Annotated in this window: 19 protein-coding genes and 1 tRNA gene; 13 read left to right on the forward strand and 7 right to left on the reverse strand. The window is 67.4% G+C overall.

What is annotated here, in order from left to right:
• The first annotated feature begins 50 nt into the window (after positions 1-50).
• From Q0938_RS05355 to ribD, 3 genes are all read left to right on the forward strand, one after another.
• Positions 51-392, forward strand: a complete 342-nt coding sequence (locus tag Q0938_RS05355; protein WP_299360019.1) for a hypothetical protein — start codon at positions 51-53, stop codon at positions 390-392.
• Between the two features lie 223 nt (positions 393-615).
• Positions 616-1,077 (forward strand): transcriptional regulator NrdR, encoded by a 462-nt coding sequence (gene nrdR / locus Q0938_RS05360; RefSeq protein WP_299360022.1) that lies wholly within the window; start codon positions 616-618, stop codon positions 1,075-1,077.
• Positions 1,078-1,087: 10 nt separating this feature from the next.
• Positions 1,088-2,098: a bifunctional diaminohydroxyphosphoribosylaminopyrimidine deaminase/5-amino-6-(5-phosphoribosylamino)uracil reductase RibD gene (gene ribD / locus Q0938_RS05365; protein WP_366942732.1), complete on the forward strand. Its 1,011-nt coding sequence runs from the start codon at positions 1,088-1,090 to the stop codon at positions 2,096-2,098.
• 9 nt (positions 2,099-2,107) lie between these two features.
• Here the strand turns inward: ribD and Q0938_RS05370 are convergent, their stop codons facing one another.
• The 3 genes from Q0938_RS05370 to Q0938_RS05380 form a co-directional block, all read right to left on the reverse strand.
• Complete coding sequence (locus Q0938_RS05370; protein WP_299360025.1) at positions 2,108-4,123, reverse strand: capsular polysaccharide biosynthesis protein; 2,016 nt, start codon at positions 4,121-4,123, stop codon at positions 2,108-2,110.
• A 5-nt stretch (positions 4,124-4,128) separates the two neighbouring features.
• Positions 4,129-5,211 (reverse strand): polysaccharide biosynthesis/export family protein, encoded by a 1,083-nt coding sequence (locus Q0938_RS05375; RefSeq protein WP_299360355.1) that lies wholly within the window; start codon positions 5,209-5,211, stop codon positions 4,129-4,131.
• A gap of 174 nt (positions 5,212-5,385) precedes the next feature.
• Positions 5,386-6,669, reverse strand: coding sequence for a capsule biosynthesis protein CapA (locus Q0938_RS05380; protein WP_299360027.1), 1,284 nt, complete (start codon positions 6,667-6,669; stop codon positions 5,386-5,388).
• A 226-nt stretch (positions 6,670-6,895) separates the two neighbouring features.
• On the opposite strand from Q0938_RS05380, the gene Q0938_RS05385 reads away from it, so the two are divergent.
• The 7 genes from Q0938_RS05385 (at position 6,896) to Q0938_RS05415 (ending at position 12,356) form a co-directional block, all read left to right on the forward strand.
• On the forward strand, positions 6,896-7,531 hold the full coding sequence (locus Q0938_RS05385; protein WP_299360029.1) for a riboflavin synthase: 636 nt from the start codon (positions 6,896-6,898) through the stop codon (positions 7,529-7,531).
• Between the two features lie 134 nt (positions 7,532-7,665).
• On the forward strand, positions 7,666-8,784 hold the full coding sequence (gene ribB / locus Q0938_RS05390; protein WP_299360031.1) for a 3,4-dihydroxy-2-butanone-4-phosphate synthase: 1,119 nt from the start codon (positions 7,666-7,668) through the stop codon (positions 8,782-8,784).
• A 15-nt stretch (positions 8,785-8,799) separates the two neighbouring features.
• Positions 8,800-9,354 (forward strand): 6,7-dimethyl-8-ribityllumazine synthase, encoded by a 555-nt coding sequence (locus Q0938_RS05395; RefSeq protein WP_299360034.1) that lies wholly within the window; start codon positions 8,800-8,802, stop codon positions 9,352-9,354.
• On the forward strand, positions 9,351-9,836 hold the full coding sequence (nusB, locus tag Q0938_RS05400; protein WP_299360036.1) for a transcription antitermination factor NusB: 486 nt from the start codon (positions 9,351-9,353) through the stop codon (positions 9,834-9,836). The genes Q0938_RS05395 and nusB overlap by 4 nt, the downstream gene beginning before the upstream one ends.
• A 51-nt stretch (positions 9,837-9,887) precedes the next feature.
• Positions 9,888-10,199 carry a hypothetical protein gene (locus tag Q0938_RS05405; RefSeq protein ID WP_299360039.1) on the forward strand — a complete coding sequence of 104 codons (312 nt, stop codon included), beginning with the start codon at positions 9,888-9,890 and terminating at the stop codon, positions 10,197-10,199.
• A 371-nt stretch (positions 10,200-10,570) separates the two neighbouring features.
• Positions 10,571-11,509, forward strand: a complete 939-nt coding sequence (locus Q0938_RS05410) for a DUF481 domain-containing protein (protein WP_299360042.1) — start codon at positions 10,571-10,573, stop codon at positions 11,507-11,509.
• A gap of 394 nt (positions 11,510-11,903) precedes the next feature.
• Positions 11,904-12,356, forward strand: coding sequence for an MmcB family DNA repair protein (locus tag Q0938_RS05415; RefSeq protein WP_299360044.1), 453 nt, complete (start codon positions 11,904-11,906; stop codon positions 12,354-12,356).
• A gap of 32 nt (positions 12,357-12,388) precedes the next feature.
• Here Q0938_RS05415 and Q0938_RS05420 read toward each other — a convergent pair whose 3' ends face one another.
• Complete coding sequence (locus Q0938_RS05420; RefSeq protein ID WP_299360046.1) at positions 12,389-12,619, reverse strand: DUF6324 family protein; 231 nt, start codon at positions 12,617-12,619, stop codon at positions 12,389-12,391.
• A gap of 101 nt (positions 12,620-12,720) precedes the next feature.
• Between Q0938_RS05420 and Q0938_RS05425 the strand changes: the two genes are divergently transcribed.
• Positions 12,721-12,797: transfer RNA gene (locus Q0938_RS05425), tRNA-His, on the forward strand.
• 126 nt (positions 12,798-12,923) lie between these two features.
• Here the strand turns inward: Q0938_RS05425 and Q0938_RS05430 are convergent.
• On the reverse strand, positions 12,924-13,421 hold the full coding sequence (locus Q0938_RS05430; RefSeq protein ID WP_299360048.1) for a DUF2937 family protein: 498 nt from the start codon (positions 13,419-13,421) through the stop codon (positions 12,924-12,926).
• A gap of 3 nt (positions 13,422-13,424) precedes the next feature.
• A complete protein-coding gene (gene proS / locus Q0938_RS05435) occupies positions 13,425-14,783 on the reverse strand; it encodes a proline--tRNA ligase (RefSeq protein ID WP_299360050.1) in 1,359 nt (452 codons plus the stop codon).
• Positions 14,784-14,916: 133 nt separating this feature from the next.
• Here proS and Q0938_RS05440 point away from each other — a divergent pair, with 133 nt between their 5' ends.
• Together Q0938_RS05440 and Q0938_RS05445 are read left to right on the forward strand one after the other, a co-directional pair.
• A complete protein-coding gene (locus tag Q0938_RS05440) occupies positions 14,917-16,386 on the forward strand; it encodes an AI-2E family transporter (RefSeq protein ID WP_299360052.1) in 1,470 nt (489 codons plus the stop codon).
• Between the two features lie 31 nt (positions 16,387-16,417).
• Complete coding sequence (locus tag Q0938_RS05445; RefSeq protein WP_299360054.1) at positions 16,418-17,113, forward strand: chromosomal replication initiator DnaA; 696 nt, start codon at positions 16,418-16,420, stop codon at positions 17,111-17,113.
• A gap of 34 nt (positions 17,114-17,147) precedes the next feature.
• Here Q0938_RS05445 and Q0938_RS05450 read toward each other — a convergent pair whose 3' ends face one another.
• Complete coding sequence (locus Q0938_RS05450; protein ID WP_299360057.1) at positions 17,148-18,149, reverse strand: serine hydrolase; 1,002 nt, start codon at positions 18,147-18,149, stop codon at positions 17,148-17,150.
• Positions 18,150-18,161 lie beyond the last annotated feature (12 nt).

Genomic DNA, 18,161 nt, shown 5'->3' on the forward strand with positions numbered 1-18,161 from the left:
GGGAACCTGCGTCATCCCCGGGCATTGATTGCGGAACACAGGAGAAGACGATGGACCTTACCCCGCTGCAGATCGATGTTCTCAGGGCCTTGCTGCGTAGCCGGGTCGATGGCAGCAGCCAGTATCTATCCCTTTCCGATCTGCGCGACCTGATGGGCAAGGGCGCGCCGGACGTGCAGGCACTGTCCGCCGCACTGCCGGAACTGAGTGACTGGTTCCGCAACCATGGCCTGCCGGACGTGACCGCCGTGGTGATCCCCAGCGAGAACGCCGACAGGAACGTGATGCTGCCCGACGACAGCGCCGTGGAACGGCTCGGCGGCCTGGCCGCGGCGCATGCCGAGGCGAACCGCGTGCGCGACTTCGACTGGATCGGCTGGCGCGACGGCTGAGCGCCGCCCGTGCGCCACGCGGGCCTGTGGTCGGCCAGGCCGTCTCGTCCGTCCCCCCGCCCTTTACTTGTGACAACCCCACGATCTCGGAACCGTTGCGGTGTGAGCAGCGGTGTTGTTGCCACAGCATGCTGCAGCATGTGGTATTTTCTCCTTTCGCCTACCCAAACTCTGCGAAGGGCACTAAGCTCGGTCCGCTTGGCAGGCCGCCGGAGGCTCGGGAATGCGTTGTCCGTTCTGTGGAAACATCGACACTCAGGTCAAGGATTCCCGTCCGGCCGAGGACAATGTCGCAATCCGCAGGCGCAGATTCTGCCCTGCCTGCGCGGGGCGTTTCACCACGTATGAGCGGGTCCAGCTGCGCGACCTGGTGGTGATCAAGTCCACCGGCCGTCGCGAGGATTTCGACCGCGACAAGCTCAGCCGCTCGATCCGTATCGCGCTGCAGAAGCGCCCGGTCGAGGCCGAACGGGTGGAGCAGATGATTTCCGGCATCGTGCGGCGGCTTGAAAGCATGGGTGACACCGATATCCCCTCCAAGGTCATCGGCGAGATCGTCATGGAGGCATTGGCCCGGATCGACACGGTGGCCTATGTCCGGTTTGCGAGCGTCTACAAGAATTTCCAAGCGGCCGACGATTTCGACCGCTTCGTCAGCGAACTGCGCCCCGTCACGGAAGAATAGGGCGCGACGGGTGCGCGATGATCTGCGCCACATGGATCACGCGCTGAACCTCGCACGTCGAGGTCTCGGGAATGTCTGGCCGAACCCTGCGGTCGGCTGCGTCATCGTACGGGACGGGGGCATTGTCGGCCGCGGATGGACCCGACCGGGCGGCCGTCCCCACGCCGAGGCTGTGGCACTGGCGGAGGCCGGTACTCGGGCGCGGGGCGCCACCGCCTATGTGACGCTGGAACCCTGCGCGCATCATGGCCGCACCCCGCCCTGCGCAGCGGCGCTGGCCGACGCGGGGGTGAGGCGCGTGGTCACGGCCCTGACTGACCCCGATCCGCGGGTGACCGGCGAAGGTCATGCGATGCTGCGCGCCGCGGGGGTCGTCGTCGAACAGGACGTTCGCGCGGAGGCTGCCGCGGCGCTGCAGCGGGGGTTCCTGTCGCGTGTCCAGCGCGGACGCCCGATGCTGACCCTGAAGCTCGCCACCAGCTTCGACGGTCGCATCGCCACGGCTGGTGGCGAAAGTCGATGGATCACTGGCGCTGCTGCCCGCCACCATGTCCACGGTCTGCGCCTGCGCCACGATGCGGTGATGGTTGGCGGCGCGACGGCACGCGCCGATCGGCCGGCCCTGAACGTACGTGGCTTCGGCGCCGTCCGGCAGCCGGTGCGCATCGTGGTGGCGAATGATGAGATCCCTGATCTGCCGCCCGAGGACGAGGCGCACGGTCCCCTGTGGATCGTCCCTGGCCCGCTTCCCGAGATGATGGCGGAACTGGGGCGGCGCGGCCTGACCCGCGTGCTGTGCGAGGGCGGCGGGCGATTGGCGGCCGGGCTGTTGCAGGCCGGGCTGGCGGATGAGCTTGTGGGCTATACCGCGGGCGTCGTGCTGGGTGCCGAGGCGCGTCCCGCGGTGGCCCCGATCGCGACTGTAGCGCTGAAAGAAGCGCCACGTTTCAGACTGGCGGAGACGCGGCGCCTGGGGCCCGACGTGATGCACCGGTGGGTCATGGACGATACAGCTCTGTAACCCGCCTGCCTAGCGGCGCCAGATCCAGCTGTGACCGGCGAAGACGCCCTGCAGCTTGGAAAGCGTGCGCAGCCCCGACCCGCTCCCTCGCGCCGCCGGATCTGTCAGCCGGTCGAGTGCGACCTCGACGGGGCAGGGCAGGCCGCTGACCGGATCGACATAGCGGGGATAGGCGATCAGGGCCGCGTGCACCAGGCCATCCAGTCCCGGGCGGGCCGTGCGCCGGGATGGAACCGGGCCCAGATCGCGGGTCAGGCCCCAGCCCGCATAGAACGGCGCGCCCAGAACGGTGACCGGAGTGCCTCGGACAAGCGCCTCGAATCCGAGGGTCGAGGTCATCGTCCAGACCTCATCCACCCGGTCGATCAACGCTGCAGCGGGGGCACGTGGCGCGATCACGTCGGCCAGCCCGCGCAGATCCATGGGGGCCACCTCGCCAAGCCGCAGTCCCGCCTCGACGTCAGGATGCGGTTTCCACACGATCAGCGCGTCCGGATTGTCCCTTCTTACCCGGCGCAGCAGGGCCAGGTTGGTCCTTTCGGCGCCAGCCCCCAGCCGGATCGACGCGTCATCTTCGACCTGTCCGGGCACCAGGATGATCCGGCGGCCGTCCCGCGGCAGATCGGGAACGCTGCCGTCCGACAAATTATACTTGGTCACGACGCGGTCACGCAGCTTCCCGCGCAGCGCTGCGGCGCGGGACAGATCGGCCGCCGAGCGCGGGCTGTCGATCAGCCGTTCCAGTCGGCTTGCGCGCGTCGGATCATAGTAGATGCCCAAGTCGTCGGCGACGAGGGAAAGTGGTGGGACCAGCGCTGCACCCAAGCCCCGGGATCGCAGGAATCCGTCCTCGACTCGCGCAGCCTCCGGGACTGCGGCGGCTGCGCTTGCCCAGGCAAGGGTAACGCGCGGGGATGGGCGTCGTGTAAACCGGACGCCTCGGCCGTTGCCGAAGATGCGCGCGATGAATGGCCGCTTCCACCTGCGCATGCCGTAGGCGAGGTGACCTGCGCGATCCTGCCGCCACGCGGCGGCCTCGGCCTCGATCTGTCGCAGGGCGGAAGTGAAATCGGTGAGACAGTCGCGACAGGGATCATACCAGATCGGCGCCAGCAGATGTGTCGCGGCAAACAGGCGATCGGTGGTGATCCCGGTTGCCGCCGCCCGGCGCGGTATCGTTGTCTCGTCGTCCGACAGACCCCAGCCGGCATAGAACGGCTGGCCGAATAGCCGCGGACGGTGGCCCGCCAGCAGCGCCTCGTAGCCCATCTGTGAACTGACGGTGTAGACCGCACCGGCCCGCTCCACCAGGCGCCAGGGCGATACCGGCGCATCGCAGAAGCGCTCGCCGGGGCGCAGGTCCAACGGTGAGAAATGGCCGGGTCGCAGCCCAGCCGATGTCTCAGGGTGGCTGCGGACGACCAGAGGCGTGCTCGGATGTTCGTCACGGGCTGCCTGGAGCATGCGCAGGAACACCGCGCGGCCGGCTCCGACGAGGGAGGCGTCACCTGCCGTCTGATCGATGACCAGCACATAGCCCGACGGCGGGGGCTCGGCGCCCGGCAGGTGGGCATTGTATTTCGACAGGTCTGCGCCGCGCAGCGACGACAGCGCGGCCGCTGCCTCGTGGGCCCGCGCGGCGCTTTGCGGGGAGGCGATCAACTGTTCGATGAGCGACGGGCCCGAAGCGTCGAAGTGCAGCCCTGCCGGATCGACGATCAGCCCGATCGGCCCCCGCCGTGCCACCGGACCACGCGCGCGTCCCGGCAGGACCGAACGAAGAAACGCGTCCTCCACGGTCACCGCGCTCGCGCCTTGCCGCGCGGCGATTGCCCGACCGCGCCAGGCCGTCGGGCTGTTTCCCCATACCCCCACGGCATCCCCGGGACCGGGCACGCCCAGACGTGGGGTCCATCCGGCGAGCGTCAGTATCCTGTGGACCCGTCGGCTCCGGAAGAAGCCGGTGTTGAAAACAAAAAGCTGCCGGGGGTGGTCCCCGGCAGCTTGGTGGTCGGATGCGGGCAATCTGATCAGTTGCTGCCCAGCGAATCCAGCGTCCGCGCGGTGGCGGCGCTGCCTGTGATTGCGCCCAAAGTCTTCTGCCATTGCACGTAAGGTGCTTCGGTCACGTAGACCGTGTCCCCGTCGCGGATCATGAAGTCGCGTGCAAGGAACAGTCCGTTCGGACGGGTGAGGTCCAGGATATAGGCCATGCGCTGATCGCCGTAGAGATCGTTGCGCCCCATCACGGACCGGGCCACCGACTGCGGTTCCTCGCGCAGGACGAACACCCCGGTCGGGTCGGCCAGCTGGCTTTGCAGGCCGCCAACCATTGCAATTGCTTCGATCGCGTCGATTTCCTCGCTGCCCAGCGGCACCTTGGTCTGGCCGCCCAATGCGCCCAGCGCGGTGAAGCTGCGCTGGTCTTCCTCGACCAGGATAACGTCACCCGGGCGCAGCGCGATGTCGTTGCGCGAGTTGGCGTACAGATCCTTCAGCCACACGCGCCCGGTCGTGTTGCCGCGCTTGACTGTCACGACGGCGATCTCGGGATCGATCGACACCCCCCCGGCGCGCGCCAGCATGGCCGACAGGGAGCGAGTCGGGCGTTCGATCGGGAAGACGCCCTGGCCGTTCACCTTGCCCATGACCGACACGGTGGCACCGTCGCCGGCCACCCGGGTCACGGTGACCTGCGGGTCCGGCGTCTGGTTGGACAGGCGCGAGGTGATGATCTGACGCAGCGCGTCGGGGCTGTTGCCCGCCGCCATGACCCGACCGGCATAGGGCACGAAGATGTAGCCGGCGCTGTCCACCTGGATTTCCTGCAGCGGTGTGTTCGACTGCCCCAGCGACGACAGCAGACCATCATCGACGTTTTCCCAGATCGTCAGGCCCAGCACGTCGCCGGGGCGGATCTCGTCGGCGCCGACCTGGCCGGCCGCCAGGAAATCGCCGCCGAACCCGTAGGTCGGCGCGTAGGCGGTCGCTCTGGTGACGTGGTTGTTGACGTAGATGACATGCGCGTCGCCACCGCGCTCGACGGCCCCCGTGAAGATCTCTTTCTTGGTAGGGCCCGACCGAGGCAGCCCGCAGGCGGCAAGACCTGTCATGGCCAGCAGGGCGGCAAACCGAAGGGTTCGTCCGAAAGGCACGTGCGAGCTTCGCACGAATGATACGCTAATCAAGTCCTGTCTCCTGTCCCTAGGCGGCGTTAGACGCCATCTCGCTGCGGCCCTGACCATACCGTGACAGGTCCGCTCGTTCCAACAATTAGACATAATCGGTCAGGCATCGCTGCCGATTTGTTGCCGGTGTGCACCGCGCCCGCTCGCCAAGGCGCTATAGGGGTTGTCCGGGGCAAGCATCAAGTCCACGGCGACGCGCAGTGCGTGAGCACGCGAGCGGGCGGCATAGAATCCGCCTGGCACCTGGCTGGTTTCCAGCAGGTAGTCCCGGTAGTCGCGGTAGGCGCGGGTATTCGGCCGGTCCGGATGGCGGAGGAATTCCTCAAGCGACTGGCGCGAGACGAGCTGGGGCTTGTCGAAGACCGCCCGCCCCATCGCGCGCACGGGAATCCCGCGCCATAGCGCCTGCTGGGCCGATGTCGAGTTGACGGTCACCACGCTGCGCGCCTGCGCCAGCAGGCGGGCCAGCTTGCCGCCATGCACGACATGGACCCTGTCGGATACCCCGAGCGTCGCCGCGGTCTCTGCGATCGCATCGCGCACCTTGCCCCGCCCATCCTCCAGCGGGTGCGCTTTGAAAACGATGTGATGATGCGGGGGCGCGGCATCGGCAAAGGCGCGCAGCACCTCGTCCGTGAAGTCGCGCATCCGCTTGTAATCCGAGTGCGCGATGAAGCTGGCGTCGTGTTCCAGTTGCAGGAGCCCCAGCACATAGGGAAATCCCCCGCGGCGGATCGCCCGCACCGCGGCCCAGCGGGACAGCATAAAGGCAGGCGACAGCAGCAGCTTGCGCAGGTGCAGCATGAATTCCTGCCGGACGCCGACGTCGCGATGGGTGCGGAACAGCGGATAGCGCCGGTTCGCCGCAAGCACCATGAAGTGGTAGAGCGCGCCGTAGAACTTGTGATGCCGCATGTCGCCCCAGTGCGCCGGCGGGCGGGAGAGTTGGGATTCATGTCCCCGCAGGGCCGCGCGCATCTGCGGCAGGGTGATATCCATCAGGTCGGAATAGCCGTTCGAACCGCCCCGTTCGTAGCTGATCCAGTAGGGGCGCAGATAACCTTCCTCGAAGACGTGCAGAACCAGGCCGTGCAGGGCCGCAGCATCACGGGCGGCGGCGTGGACCGGGCGCACGTCGCCGTAGATCACGAGGTCGGTCACCCCCAGCCGGGTGATCAGGCTGTCCAGATGGGCCGGCCAGCTGGCGGTGTCGCCGGCATGTCTAATGAACCGGTCCCGATCCGACCAGAAGAATTCGTCACCCGCATTGAAGCCGACGCGCCAGACCTGCGAGCCGGCGGAGCGCAGCAGCCGCCCCAGCCGGTCGAAGAACGGTCCGTGGGGGCCCTGGAGCAGAAGGAATACACGCTGTTGGGGTGGCAACCCGGCACGTTCGGGACGTGAATGGCGGGAATGAAACAATGGACTGAACCAACAAATACAAAGAAACTTCCGTCAGGAATGCACGATCCGGACGCCGCTGCCAAGCTGGCCCTTTCGGCAGGTACATGCGCCGGACTTGCAGGACGCGGACCCCGCTGACCATATGGGTCGGCGTGACGGGATGCGTCCGGTCCCGTATTCAAGCGGTCGTTGCAGGAGAGGCGTAGTGTTCACCGGGATCATTACCGATGTAGGTCGGGTCGCCGCTGTCGAGATGCGCGGCGACATGCGCGCGCGGATCGCCTGCAGCTACGCCATGGCCGATGTGGATCTGGGCGCGTCGATCGCCTGTGACGGTGTCTGCCTGACGGTCGTGGACAGGGGCGCGAGCCCCCCAGGGGGCTCGCCGGCCGACGGCTACTTGGCAGGCGGATGGTTCGACGTCGACATCTCGGCCGAAACACTGGCCAGGACCAACATCGGTGCGGATGGCTGGTCGGTCGGGCGGCGGCTGAACCTGGAACGGGCACTGCGGGTGGGGGACGAGCTTGGCGGCCACATCGTGTCAGGCCATGTCGACGGTGTGGCCATCGTCGAGCGAGCCGCGCCCGAGGGCGACAGCCTGCGCTTGACGCTGAGCGCGCCGGCCGACCTGGCGCGCTTCATCGCGCCCAAGGGATCCGTGGCGCTGAACGGCACCTCGCTGACGGTGAACGAGGTCGACGGGAACCGCTTTGGCATCAACCTGATTCCCCACACCTGCGCGACAACGACATGGGGTGAGGCACGGGTTGGCGATCGCGTGAATCTGGAGATCGACACCCTGGCCCGATACGTGGCGCGGCTGGCCGAGGCCAGCTGATCGCCCGTGGGCGGTGCTGCCGCCGATCGCCGCGTCCCATCTTTCCCCGCGACGGGGCTTGGGGTAAGGCCGCGCCATGCTGACCTCATCATCTCATTCCTCCGCGCCACAGCTGCGGTCGTCAGGACGACATCATGCATTATGAACAACCGGGACCCGTCGAACGGAACTGGTCCGACGCGATCACCGGCATCGAGGAGATCATCGAGGATGCCCGCAACGGGCGGATGTTCATCCTGGTCGATCACGAGGACCGGGAGAATGAAGGCGACCTGGTGATCCCCGCGCAGACGGCAACACCCGACGCCATCAATTTCATGGCGACATACGGCCGGGGGCTGATCTGCCTGGCGCTGCCCGGACCGCGGATCGATGCCTTGGGGCTGCCGCTGATGTCGCCCAAGAATTCCAGCCGGCATGAAACGGCGTTCACCCTGTCGATCGAGGCGCGAGAGGGCGTGACCACCGGTATCTCCGCGCATGACCGAGCCCGCACCGTGTCGGTCGCCATCGATCCGGCAAAGGGGGCCGCCGACATCGCGACCCCCGGCCACGTTTTTCCGCTTCGGGCCCGCGATGGCGGGGTCCTGGTCCGCGCCGGCCACACCGAAGCCGCGGTCGACATCGCGCGGCTGGCGGGTCTGAATCCTTCGGGTGTTATCTGCGAGATCATGAACGAGGACGGCACGATGGCGCGCCTGCCGGATCTTGTCGCCTTTGCCCAGCGGCACGGGCTGAAGATCGGTACGATCAGCGACCTGATCGCCTATCGTCGTCGCCACGACAATTTGATCTCGGAATGCGACAGGCGCGAGGTCACCTCGGCCCATGGCGGCCAGTGGATGATGCGGGTCTTTGCCGATGAGACGCAGGGCACCGAGCATATCGTGCTGACCAAGGGGGATGTGACCACCCCGGAGCCGGTGCTGGTCCGCATGCATGCGCTCGACCCGCTACACGACGTGCTGGGGATCGCCCGTGAACGGGCCGGGGACCTGCCGGTGGCAATGCGGATGATCGCGGCCGAGGGGCGCGGTGCTATCGTGCTGCTGCGCGACCTGTCGCCCAAGCTGCCGCGCACCGGCGAGGCGGCGTCGCATACGCTGCGCCAGTATGGCGTGGGGGCGCAGATCCTGTCCGCGCTCGGCGTCTCCGAACTGGTCCTGCTGACCAACTCGGCGCCGGTGCGAGTCGTCGGACTTGACGCCTATGGGCTTTCGATCCATTCCACCCGTCCGATCCCGCAGGACTGATCCGCAAGGGCGACCATGGCCGCGCTGACCGAACACACCACCCTGCCGCTGCCTGTCCTGGACGGGTCGGTGCGGCTGCTGATCGTCGTGGCGCCGTATTATCGGGCGATCGCCGATGACCTGATCGCCGGCGCAAGGGCCGTGGCGGACAAGGCCGGCGCCGTTGCGGACGTGGTTGAGGTTCCGGGTGCGCTGGAAATCCCGCCGGCGATCGGCATGGCGGGACGGTTGGCCAATTACGATGGCTATGTCGCGCTGGGATGCGTCATCCGGGGCGAGACCACCCACTATGATACGGTGTGCAATGACAGTTCGCGCGGGCTGACACTGCTGGGCCTGCAGGGCTACTGCATTGGCAACGGCATCCTGACGGTCGAGACGATGGATCAGGCCGTGGTCCGTGCTGATCCCGCCAGCCAGGACAAGGGCGGCGGCGCGGCCGCAGCGGCCCTGCATCTGATCGCCCTGCAGCGTCGCTGGGCCGGGTCGCGGCGGACTGCTGCCCCGGGCCTGACCGATCGGGATCCGGTGCGGCTGGCCGGAACCCTCGACGGGTCGTCACCGGCATGAGCGAGCGGGTGGATCGACGGGCCCGCAGCGGCGCCGCGCGGATCTATGCGGTCCAGGCGCTGTTCCAGATGGAATCGGCCGACCAGTCGGCGGAACGGGTGCGCCAGGAATTCCAGAACTGGCGGATCGGCGCCGAATACGCCGAAGGCGTGACGCCCGAGGCGGACGAGGATCTGTTCGCGACGATCCTAGACGATGCCGTCACCTGGCAGGCCCGGATCGACCAGATGACGGACCGAGCGCTGGTCGAGAAATGGCCCATCGCCCGGATCGACCCGGTGTTGCGCGCCGTGTTCCGCGCCGCCGGCGCCGAACTGGTGGGAAAGCGGACCCCGGCACGTGTCGTGATCACGGAATATGTTACCGTCGCCGACGCCTTCTTTCCGGAAGGCAAGGAGGCCCGATTCGTCAACGCGGTTCTGGACCACATGGCCCGGCATACGCGTCCCGACGAGTTCCGGGACATGCGCCCGCGGGACTAGGCGCGGGCGTGCTGATCCAGTAGCATGCAACCTCTGCAGGGGGATTGCGTCATGCCGCAGCTGGTTCGTCTCTATATTGTCAATGTCGCGATCGGTTTCGCCCTCGCGCTGGTGTTCACCGGGCTTCTGATCGCGGTGGACGTCGCCCATCTGCGACATCTCGTGCTTGGATCTGGTGGCGCCGGCGTGATCGCACTGGTCATGCTGGTGGTATTCAACACCCTGCTGTTTGCGGGTGTGCAGTTCGCCATCGCGGTGATGCGCATGGCCGACCGCAAGGCGCCGCCCGCAGGGGGCCGACGCGAACGCGTGAGACCCGCTGGCGCCGTGACGGTCCCCGTGCCGGCGAGAGCACGCCGCTGACCCGAGCCCGGCATGCCCACGTCAGCGATCATCGTGTGACTTTTGCCACACCTGCGTGGCCGGACGGCCGCATTCGGCCGGCGTGTTAACGATCTGGGCTCCCACAGACAGCGCCAGCATTTCAGTTCAGACAAGGTTCGTGAACTTCCAAGCCGTTGACGTCGCGACGGAAACCGGCGTGTGCGGCCGAGTTGCTCACGCGCGGAGCGACGCCTCGAACTGCCTGAAGTGGTTCCAATGGTTAATGTCACATCTTGGTGAGCGCAACTTCTGGTAGCGGCATGGTTCATAACGCCGCCCATCTGCATTAACTCGGTGTCACACAAGACCGATGCAGTTCTGCGCATCGGCTGCTGTAAAAGAGGTATGACATGAAAACCCTTACGCTCCTGGCCGGCGCCACCGTTCTTGCCGCCGGTTTCTCCGCTCCGGCATTCGCCCAGGTCGAGATCGCTGCGGGCGCCGACGCGACCGGTGTTTCCCGCATCAACGAAGAGATCATCGACGTCGAGGAAGCGGTCCAAGACGATTTCGAGCGCTCGGAAGACCGGGCCCGTTTCGGCCGTCCGGATTCCCGTGAAGGCACCTTCGGCTCCGTCGCCCTCGGCTACACCGGCCGCACCGGCAACATCGAAAACCAGGACTTCAACCTGGCCGGCCGCCTGTCGCACAACCAGGGTCCGTTCCAGCAGTCGGTCGGCATCCTGCTGGAATATGGCGAGGATGACGACGGCGACACCGATGTCAAGGAAACCTCGGTCATCTATGACGCCAACTACTATTTCAACGACCGGTTCTATGCCTTCGCCCTGGGTCGCCTGACCACTGACGGTCTGGCCGACGAGTTCGACGTCCTTGAAGAGGACGGCGAGGACGAGTACCGCGATCTCGACGGCCGTCTGAAGCGCGATGCGCTGCTGGCCTTCGGTCCGGGCTACCGCGTCATCAACACCGACACGACCGCCTGGCGCGTTCAGGCCGGTGTGGGCGTCCGCTACACCCAGACCGTCGACACGGTGGACAACGATGGCAACCTGGTCGCCGTCGGTGACCGGATCGATTCCGACACCTCGACCAGCTACATCGTGTCGTCGCGGTTCTACCACCGCTTCAGCGACACCATGTTCATCACCAACGACACCGACTTCCTGACCTCGGACGCGAACGACGTCGCGACCAACGAACTGGGTCTGAACTTCAAGATGTCGAACGCCTTGGCGACCCGCGTGTCGTACAGCACCGAGTATGTCTCTGATCGCGAGATCCGCACGGACAACACCCTGGGCCTGTCGCTGGTCTACGGCTTCTGATCGGGCGAACGATCACGCGACGACACGAGGGCGGCTGCAAGGCCGCCCTTTTTCATTGGGTCGCCGCGCGGCGGACGACAGCAGAAAGCCGCCCCGAAGGGCGGCTTTGCCAGTGGCGGGAACCGCAGCAACCGTGGCGGCACAGGTTTCCCCGAAAGCCTGGATGTCCAGGTGGGTGCCGGTTAACAGGACCAGGGCCCTGACAGAGCCAGCCCCCTCGGAAGAATTTAAGGCCAGTGGAAAAAAAGGCCACACACGCGAAGAGCAGAAACCCGCCGGACCCGAACGTAGGAACGACCAGGCGGATGTGCAAGTGGTGTCAAGGTAGGGGAGCGCATCTCGCGGGTCTCGCGCGGACTTGCCGGATGTTTCGCTTTCGTTCATGGTCGCCCTGATGACTGACACCTCGACCCTGATGCCCGGCCAGCGCCTTGCCCGCGGCGTGACCCGGCTGCTGATCTCGATGGGCCACGCGCCACTGGCCGAGTTCGTTCCGACGCCCGGCCTGCGGGTCGACGTCGTCTCTGTTTCGCCCGCCGGCGAGATCTGGATCGTGGAATGCAAGAGCTGCCGGTCAGACTTTGCCGGTGACCGGAAGTGGCAGGGTTACCTGCCGTTCTGCGACCGGTTCTTCTGGGCCACGGACGGCGACTTTCCCACCGAATTGCTGCCGGGAGACAGCGGCCTGATACTGGCCGACCCTTACGGCGCCGAACTGCTGCGCCCCGCGCCGCTTGTCCGGCTTGCACCAGCGCGCCGGGCCAAGCTGCTGCGGGAGATCGCCCGGGTCGCCACCTGCCGTGTCGCCAAGCTGGCAGATCCGGACGCCTTCGATCTGGCCGGTTGAGAGCCGCCAGATCTGGCGTGCGCTGCCGCCGGTCAGCGGCGCTTCGGCTTGCCGGATGATCCGCGGGCCGATCCGCCCTTGCTGATGGCGCGCGCGGCCTCGGCGGCCGCCAGCAATTCCTCGGCGATCTCGGCCGCCTCATCCGGGTCGAAGTCCAGCGGCAGGTCGACGCCGTCGCCTTCCAGATAGATGCGGACCATGCCCAGATCGGTGGGTCCGATCTGCAGGCTGGCCGCGACGTCGCTTTCGCGATTGATGCCCATGTGCGGTTCCCCGGCTGTGTCGACCCGGTCTAGTCCGGCGCCCCGGATCGGACAAGAGAGGCTTGCATCATCCCGGGACGGGCGCTAGATCATTCGCCTGTGCCGCCTTAGCTCAGTTGGTTAGAGCGCTAGATTGTGGATCTAGAGGTCCCCCGTTCAAGCCGGGGAGGCGGTACCATCCGGATCAGCCTTCTGTCTTGCCGTCCGTCACAGGCCGTTAACTAAGCTGCTTCTTTATGCGCGAGGCAGGTGTGTGCCGCAGGCGTGCTGGCCGTGGCGGAGCCGGTCCGGAAGCCCCGATCGCTCAGCGCCAGCCCAGCGGAACACGCCGACGAAAGGGCAGGGCGATCATGCGGCCCAGCAGCCCGGCAGCGGTCCATCCGATAAGAAATCCCAGACCGGCGGCCAGAACGCCTGCCGGGGTGACGGGGACCGCCGGCCGGTAATCGGCCCATGTCGCCTGCAGCGTGTCGACGTCGCGCAGCCTGTGTGGCAGGGCGATCCGCTCCAGCGGTGCCGCGGCGCGCAATAGCACCAGATCGGACCGTGCGCGGTCCAGCCGCTCGAATGCCCGCTGCATGTCGCGCGCGTGCGCATCGCGGAAGGCGCTGCCCGACAGATCGGCCAGCGCCTCGTCCCGCGTCAGCCCGGCACGGGCGGCGCTGCGGTCAAAATCGGCGGCAATCGCCGTCAGCGCGTCTACCTGCCCGCCCAGACGCTGCACGTACTGGTCCGAAAATGCGGGGAACTGCGACAGGACCAGCGCCACCAGCAGCGCGATTGCCAGACGCAGCAGGCCCACGGCTCAGCCCCGGAAGCTGCGCGCGAATACCGGCTCGTACAGCTCGGCCAGGTGGGCGATCGCCTCCTGCGGCGCCATCTCGACGGTCTGGCCCGACCGGCGGCTGGTGAGTTCGATCTTGTTCGCGGCCAGCCCGCGCGGCCCAACCGTGATCCGCCAGGGCAGGCCGATCAGGTCCATGGTGGCGAACTTGGCGCCGGCGCGCTCGTCACGATCGTCGTAAAGCACGGTCATGCCGCGGGCCTGGAGCTCGCGCTCGATCGCATCGCAGGCGCTGTCCGTCGAACTGTCGCCCTGCTTGAGGTTCACGAGGCCAACATGGAACGGGGTCACGCCCTCGGGCCAGATGATGCCGCGCTCGTCGTGGCTCGCCTCGATGATCGCGCCCAGCAGGCGGCTGACGCCGATCCCGTGCGATCCCATGTGGACCGGCACGCGTTGTCCGTCCGGACCCACCACCGTCGCGCCCATTGGTTCCGAGTACTTGGTTCCGAAATAGAAGATCTGCCCGACCTCGATTCCGCGTGCCTGACGGCGACGTGCCTCGGGAATGCGGGCGAACTCGTCAGGATCGTGGGTTTCGTCGGTGCGGGCATAGCGGCTGGTGAATTCCTCCAGCACGGCGCGGCAGGCGGCGGGATCGTCATAGTCGATCTCGCGGTCGCCAAATGTCAGCTGCGTCAGTTCGCTGTCATAGAACACTTCGGACTCGCCGGTGTCGGCCAGCACCAGGAATTCATGCGTGTCCTCACCCCCGATCGGTCCGCTGTCGGCGCGCATCGGGATCGCCTGCAGGCCCATGCGTTCATAGGTGCGCAGGTAGGTGACGAGATGCCGGTTATAGGCATGCAGCGCATCGTCCTTGGTCAGGTCGAAATTATAGCCGTCCTTCATCAGGAACTCGCGGCCCCGCATCACGCCGAAACGGGGACGGATCTCGTCGCGGAACTTCCACTGGATCTGGTACAGCGTCAGCGGCAGGTCCTTGTAGCTGTTCACGTGCGCCCGGAAAATGTCGGTGATCATCTCCTCGTTGGTCGGCCCGAACAGCATGTCGCGCTTGTGACGGTCGGTGATGCGCAGCATCTCTTCGCCGTAATCGTCATAACGGCCGCTCTCGCGCCACAGATCGGCGGACTGGATGGTGGGCATCAGCACCGGGATGTGTCCGGCCCGCTGCTGCTCCTCGTGCACGATTTCCTCGATCCGGCGCAGCACCCGCAACCCCAGCGGCAGCCAGGAATAGATGCCGGCTGACTGCTGCTTGATCATGCCCGCGCGCAGCATCAGCCGGTGGCTGACGATCTGCGCCTCGGCGGGATTTTCCCTGAGAACGGGCAGGAAGTAACGCGAGACACGCATGGGCTGGCCTTCTGGAGACTGTTTGGCGCGGGTTAGCGGAACATGCCGGGGGCAGCAACGGCCATTGCATGGGGATGGGCGGCGCGCCATGTTGGCGCCGCCTACGGCTGCGGGGACGATGATGCGGGTTTCGGTGTCAAGACAGATCTGGACCTGGTCCGCGGTGGCAGCCCTCGTGGTGCTGGCGCTGTGGGGTCTGGGCAACGTGATGACCCCGTTCCTGATCGGCGCGGGGATCGCCTATGTTCTGGATCCGGTGGCCGACCGGCTGGAAGCCGCGGGGCTGAACCGCGCGATGTCGGTGACGCTGATCACGGTGATCGCGGCATTGGCGTTCATGCTGGCGGTCGTCCTGGTCCTGCCGGTCATCGTGCGGCAGCTGACCCAGCTGGTGGAGAACGCCCCCGGCTATCTGGACACCGCGCAGGCCTGGGTCTCGGCCAGGTTCCCGCAGCTGCTGCCCGAGGGCGGGACCCTGCGCAGCGCCATCACGGAACTCGGCGCGCAGATGTCCGAGACCGGCGTACAGGTGCTGGTGACCGTGCTCAGCTCCATGAGCAATCTCGTCGGTGCGGTGCTGTTGCTGATCATCGTGCCGGTCGTCGCGTTCTATCTGCTGCTGGACTGGGACAGCATGGTCGAGCGGATCGACGAATTGCTGCCGCGCCAGCACGCCCACACCATCCGCAGCCTTGCCGACGAGATCAACGAGTCCCTGGCGGGGTTCCTGCGGGGGCAGGGCCTGGTGACGCTGATCCTGGCGACGTTCTATTCGGTGGGCCTGCTGACGGTCGGCCTGCCCTTCGCGCTGGTGATCGGGATCACCGCAGCGGTCCTGTCGATCATTCCCTATGTCGGTGTGTTCATCGGCGGCGTGACCTCGGTCGCCGTCGCGGCGTTCACGTTCTGGAACGAGCCGCAATGGATCGTCGTCGTGCTGGGCATCTTCGTGGTGGGGCAGGTCGTCGAGGGCAACTATCTGCAGCCGAAGATCATCGGCGGCCATGTCGGGCTGCACCCGGTGTGGCTGATGATCGCGCTGGCGGTGTTCGGCAAGCTGTTCGGGTTCGTCGGCCTGGTGGTCGCGGTGCCGATGGGGGCGATCATCGGGGTTCTGGTCCGGTTCTTCGTGCAGCGCTACAAGGAAAGCGGCCTGTTCACCGGGCAGGAACTGATGCCGGACCCGGCGCCGCCGCTGCTGATTGAGATCGTTCCGCCCGGCACCACGGCGCGGAAACGGGAAAATGCTCGCGCCGCCCACGCGGCCGCGGTTGCCGACGTGCATGTCGAAGAAGCGCGCCACGAGGCACGGCAGGCCGCCCGCGAAGCCGCCGAGCGCGACGGCGCCCGCGTCGCGACGGCGCGCATGGAGGTTCCCGGACCCGGACCGGAAGGCGCGCTGGAGGCGATGCACGACAGGCCGGAGGTCCGCACCTGGGGCGGCAAGACCCCGGACGGCACCGACCCTGACGCCGACGATGCGCTACCCCCGGGCGACGAGGCGCGCGCCTCGAACGTCAGCCCGGTCGCGTCAAACGCCGCCCATGACGATGTCCCGACGCGCCACAACGTCGTCCAGGGCCCGCATTTCCGATCCGAGTGACGATCACCCGCCCGAATCCCCCAAGGTTCCCTTGACCCGACAGCTCACCTTCGACCTGGCGGCGCCGCCATCGCTCAGCCGGGCAGATTTCCTGCCGGCACCGGCCAATGCCGAGGCGCTGGCGCTTGTCGACGCACCCGAGGCGTGGCCGCAGGGCCGGTTGCTGCTGCTCGGACCGGATGGGTCGGGCAAGTCACACCTCGCGGCGATCTGGACCGCCGAGCGGGGCGCCACGCGTCTGGCGGCGCAGGCGCTTTCGCCAGACGGCATCGATGCGCTGGTCACGCCCGAAGGTGCCATCGCGGTCGAGGACGCGGACCGGGTGGCGGGTATGGCTGACGCGGAACGGGGGCTGTTCCACCTCTGGAACCTGTGCGCGCAGCGCGGCTGCCGGCTGCTGGTCACGGCGCGCAGGGCGCCGGCCCACTGGGGATTGGCGCTGCCCGATCTGCGCTCGCGCATGCAGGCGATGACGGCCGTGCGCCTGGGTCCGCCCGACGATGCGCTGCTGGCGGCGGTGCTGGTCAAGCTGTTCGCCGACCGTCAGTTGCACCCGGATGTGGGGTTGATCGAGGCGCTGGTGCGTCGCATGGACCGCGACCTTGGGCTGGCACGACGGCTGGTCGCGGCGATCGACGACGCGGCGCTCGCCGGTAACCGGGGCGTCACACGGCCGCTGGCTTTGGACGTGCTGGCCCGCCTGACCGAGGGTGACGTACCCGACTGAGGCAGGTTCCGTGTCGGCCGTGGCCGCTGCGCGTTCACGCTGCGGCGACGATCCGCTCCAGCAGCTGGCGCAGATCGCCGAAGAACCCCTCGGACCGGGCCGGCCGGTCGGGGTCCGAGGTGATGGCGACGGCCAGTTGCCGACCCGGAACTACCACCAGCATCTGCCCGCCATAACCCCGCGCATAGGCGGCGTCCTGACCGGCGTGGCGGGTCAGGAACCAGCCATAGCCGTAGAGATCGCCCGAGAACGGCGACCGCGCCCGCGGCTGCATGGACGTCTGGATCCACTGCCGGCTGACCACCCGGCGGCCGCCGATCTGTCCACCGGCGAGAACCATGTCGCCGATCCGCGCCAGCGCCACCGGACTGATCGCCATGTCATTGCCGCCCATGAACCGGCCCTGCGGGTCGCGGATCCACGGCGGAACGGCAATGTCCAGCGGTTCCCCCAGCCAGCTTCGGGCCAGCTGGTGCAGATCGGATCTTGCCGCACGTGCCAAGGCCGCCCCCAGCACATGCCAGCCGCCGGTCGAATAGATGAATCGGCCGCCCGGACGACCCACCAGCGGACGGGTCAGGGCAAAGTCGACCCAGTCGCGGCTTGACACCCAGGCCCCGTAGGCCGGCCCGGACGTGCTGTCGAGCCCCGCCTGCATCGACAGCAGATGGCCGACCGTCAAGCTGTCCCGGGCGTCGCCGAAAGGGTCCCGGTCCAGCAGCGGCAGGACGCGCTGGTCAGGTCCGGTGATCACGCCGCGGTCGATCGCGATGCCGGTCAGCAGCCCGAGGATGGTCTTGGACACCGACTTGATGTTGGCGGGCCGATCCACGGCCGGGCCGCGGAACGCCCGGGCAAAGACGCACGCGCCATCCCGATGGATGACGAGGCTGCGCAGCTGCCCCAGCGCCGCCGCACTCTCCGCCATGCCGGCCAGCCCGTCGGACTGCCCGAACGCGGCCCGGCGGTGCAGCAGGGGCGCGGCGAACACGGCAGCGCCGGTGGTCATCAGCCTGCGACGTGACAGGATGGTCATGGCTGTCCCTTC

It is taken from the genome of uncultured Paracoccus sp., assembly GCF_947496875.1.
Classification (GTDB): Bacteria; Pseudomonadota; Alphaproteobacteria; order Rhodobacterales; family Rhodobacteraceae; genus Paracoccus.

What these genes read in the sequence shown, in the direction of transcription:
- Q0938_RS05355 (WP_299360019.1), top strand. Translation starts at nt 51, where the DNA reads ATGGACCTTACCCCGCTGCAGATCGATGTTCTCAGGGCCTTGCTGCGT.
- nrdR (WP_299360022.1), top strand. Translation starts at nt 616, where the DNA reads ATGCGTTGTCCGTTCTGTGGAAACATCGACACTCAGGTCAAGGATTCC.
- Q0938_RS05375 (WP_299360355.1), bottom strand. Translation starts at nt 5,211, where the DNA reads ATGACAGGTCTTGCCGCCTGCGGGCTGCCTCGGTCGGGCCCTACCAAG.
- ribB (WP_299360031.1), top strand. Translation starts at nt 7,666, where the DNA reads ATGCATTATGAACAACCGGGACCCGTCGAACGGAACTGGTCCGACGCG.
- Q0938_RS05395 (WP_299360034.1), top strand. Translation starts at nt 8,800, where the DNA reads ATGGCCGCGCTGACCGAACACACCACCCTGCCGCTGCCTGTCCTGGAC.
- nusB (WP_299360036.1), top strand. Translation starts at nt 9,351, where the DNA reads ATGAGCGAGCGGGTGGATCGACGGGCCCGCAGCGGCGCCGCGCGGATC.
- Q0938_RS05405 (WP_299360039.1), top strand. Translation starts at nt 9,888, where the DNA reads ATGCCGCAGCTGGTTCGTCTCTATATTGTCAATGTCGCGATCGGTTTC.
- Q0938_RS05410 (WP_299360042.1), top strand. Translation starts at nt 10,571, where the DNA reads ATGAAAACCCTTACGCTCCTGGCCGGCGCCACCGTTCTTGCCGCCGGT.
- Q0938_RS05415 (WP_299360044.1), top strand. Translation starts at nt 11,904, where the DNA reads ATGACTGACACCTCGACCCTGATGCCCGGCCAGCGCCTTGCCCGCGGC.
- Q0938_RS05420 (WP_299360046.1), bottom strand. Translation starts at nt 12,619, where the DNA reads ATGGGCATCAATCGCGAAAGCGACGTCGCGGCCAGCCTGCAGATCGGA.
- proS (WP_299360050.1), bottom strand. Translation starts at nt 14,783, where the DNA reads ATGCGTGTCTCGCGTTACTTCCTGCCCGTTCTCAGGGAAAATCCCGCC.
- Q0938_RS05450 (WP_299360057.1), bottom strand. Translation starts at nt 18,149, where the DNA reads ATGACCATCCTGTCACGTCGCAGGCTGATGACCACCGGCGCTGCCGTG.